Here is a 3,165-nt window from a genome sequence, read left to right on the forward strand (position 1 = left end):
GTCGTCCCAGCGGAAGAAGCGGGTGGCCGACTGCTGCTGCTCCATGAATGGGCTCCGGTGTCGGGAGGTCGCCGCGGCCACGCGGGAACGGGCCGCCATCGGCTGATCTTCGCCAGCGCGCTGCCGCGATGCAAGAGCGCGTTGATGCCCTGGCAACGCGTCTGCCGGCGCCTTCATGAACTGCCGGCATGACTCGATCGAGCCCTGACCCGCACCGACAGTGTTTGCAGGGCGCGGGTTTGCCTGCACTGCGCGTGAGCCCTACCTTTTCCGGCACTCCCAACAAGCAGACCCGCTCGAGGACGACGGAGATGAATCCGAACCGGCTACTGGCATGCGCCTGCAGTGCGCTTGTCCTGTTCACCAGCGGCTGTGCCGCGCGCGAATCCACAGCGCAGCAGCCGCGCCCGCGCGCCGAGGCGCCGGCGCAGAATGGTGGGCAGTCGCGCCAGCAGGGCATCCGCCCCTACCGCGACGTCGTGCCCGCGAGCGCGCAGAGCGACAGCGGCATGTTCCTCGTCCACCGCGTGGGTGACAAGGTGCTCTTCGAGATCCCGGACTCGCTGCTCGACCGCGAGATGCTGGTGATCAGCCGGTGGTCGGGCGTGCCGAGCAACTTCGGCGGCTTCAACCCGGCCGGCTTCTCGGCGCAGGAGCAGATCATGACGTGGGAGCGGCAGGGTGACCGTGTCCTGCTGCGCAAGCATTCCTACGACGCCGTCGCCGCCGACTCGACGCCCATCGCGCTCAGCGTGGCCGCGAACAACTACGCACCGATCGTCGCATCCTTCGGGATCTCGGCGATCGGACAGGACAGTGCGAGCGTGGTCATCGATGTCACCAGTTTCTTCTCCGGTGACACGCCGGCGATCAGTGCGCTGGATCCCCGGCGTCGCCGGGAGTATGGCGTTCGGCGACTGGACCCCGACCGCAGCTTCATCACGTCCGCGCGCTCCTACCCGATGAACGTCGAGGTTCGCCACACGCAGACGTTCGAGGCGACGACGCCGCCGTCGGATGCGCACGTCGGCGCCGTCTCGGTCGAGATGAACCAGTCGATCGTGCTGCTGCCGCGCGAGCCGATGCGGCCGCGTTACGCGGATGAGCGCGTCGGCTTCTTCTCGATCCGGCAGACGAACTTCGGGCGTACCGAGCAGAAGGCGCCGGAGCAGGAGTTCATCCGCCGCTGGCGGCTGGAGCCGAAGGACGAGGCCGCATACGCGCGCGGCGAGGTCGTCGAGCCGGTGAAGCCGATCGTCTACTACCTCGACCCGGCGACGCCGACCGAGTACCGGCAGTGCGTGCGCCAGGGCATCGAGGACTGGCAGCCCGCGTTCGAGACGGCGGGGTTCCGCAACGCGATCCTCGCGATGGATCCGCCGTCGCCGGCTGAGGATCCGGACTGGAACCCGGAGGACGTGCGCTACTCCGTGGTACGCTGGGCCGCGAGCCTGACCCGCAACGCGCAGGGCCCGAGCACCAGCGACCCGCGCACCGGCGAGATCATCGAGAGCGACATCGTCTGGTATCACAACCACCTGCGCTCCTACCGCAACCGCATCATGCTGGAGACGGGTGCGGCCAATCCGCTCGCGCGCTCGCTGCCGATCGATGATGGCCTGATGTGCGACGCGATGCGCCAGGTGATCGCGCACGAGGTCGGCCACGCGCTCGGCCTGCCGCACAACATGATCTCGAGCTCGGCCTACCCGGTCGATTCCCTGCGCAACGCGTCATTCGCGCGGCGCATGGGCGTTGCACCGACGATCATGGACTACGCGCGCCAGAACTACGTCGCGCAGCCGGGCGACGGCCTCCAGGGCACCGACTTCCTCCGCCAGATCGGGCCGTACGACCACTACGTGATCAACTGGGGCTACCGCGTGCTGCCGCAGGCTGCCACGCCCGAGGACGAGGTGCCGATCCTGAACCGCTGGATCGTCGAGAAGGCGGACGACCCGATGTACCGCTTCCTCGGCGGACCCGACATGGCGGCGGATCCGCGCGCGCAGACCGAGGACATCGGCGATGACCCGGTGCGCGCGAGCACGTACGGCATCATGAACCTGCAGCGCGTCACACCCAACCTGCTCGAGTGGACGACGAAGCCCGGCGAGGACTACACGGACCTGGCCGAGCTGTACGGCGAGCTGGAGGGCCAGTGGTTCCGCTACGTGAACCACGTCGCCGCGGTGATCGGCGGCGTGATGGCAGACCACAAGACCGCGGACCAGGCGGGCCCGGTCTACACGCCGGTCACGCGCGCCGCGCAGGAGCGCGCGCTCGAGTTCATCGAGGAGCAGGTCTTCGACGCGCCGCTCTGGATGCTCGAGCCCGAGATCCTCGAGCGCATCCGCGTGAACGGCCCGCAGCGCCTGCAGCAGCGCCAGGCGATGATGGTCGGCAGCCTGCTCTCGGGGCAGCGGCTGGGGCGGATGCTGACGGTCGAGACGACGCATCCGCAGGTCGCCTACCCGGTGAGTGCATACCTCGACGACCTGCGCGCCGGCATCTGGGGCAACGCCGCACAGACCGCCACCGATACGTACCGTCGCGCACTGCAGCGCGCCCACGTGGACCGGCTGGTCGCACTGTACCAGGCGGAGAACGACCGCTCGGACCTGCGACCGCTCGCGCGTGCACAGCTCGTGCAGGTGCGTACGCTCGCGAACGCGGCGGGTCAGCGGACGAGCGGCGTGGCGCGGGCGCATCTGCAGGACATCGCGCAGCGGATCACGGCGGTGCTGGAGCCGCGCTGATCCTGCAGTCACGGACCGTCTCGTTTCACGCAGAGGCGCGGAGGAGCAGAGGCGCAGCAACCTGCTTCGTTGAACGCTGATATTCCAGGTATGAAGAAACGCCGGTGACATTCAGTCACCGGCGTTCTTCTATTCTGGAGGCTGACGTCAATCAGTCAGATCACCAGCAGCCCTCTGCGTCTCCGCTCCTCTGCGACTCTGCGTGAAATGGAGATGCCGTGACGCAGAGGCTCAGGTAAACCGCATCCCGTTCGGCGCAACCGTACCCGGCTTCGGCTGCGGAGCAGGCTTCGACTTCGGCGCCGACTTCTGCTTCGGTCCCCTGCCCTGCTGCCCCTGCCGCCGTGCCGCGCCCGCCTCCGGCTGCACGCCGGTCTTCATCGTCAGGGCGATGCGGTTGCGCTCG

At 68.4% G+C, this 3,165-nt stretch carries 1 protein-coding gene; it reads left to right on the forward strand.

What is annotated here, in order from left to right; genetic code table 11:
- Positions 1–311: 311 nt before the first annotated feature.
- Positions 312–2,759, forward strand: coding sequence for a zinc-dependent metalloprotease (locus VFU06_11955; GenBank protein HEU5210097.1), 2,448 nt, complete (start codon positions 312–314; stop codon positions 2,757–2,759).
- Positions 2,760–3,165 lie beyond the last annotated feature (406 nt).

It is taken from the genome of Longimicrobiales bacterium (assembly GCA_035764935.1).
Lineage (GTDB): Bacteria > Gemmatimonadota > Gemmatimonadetes > Longimicrobiales > RSA9 > DASTYK01.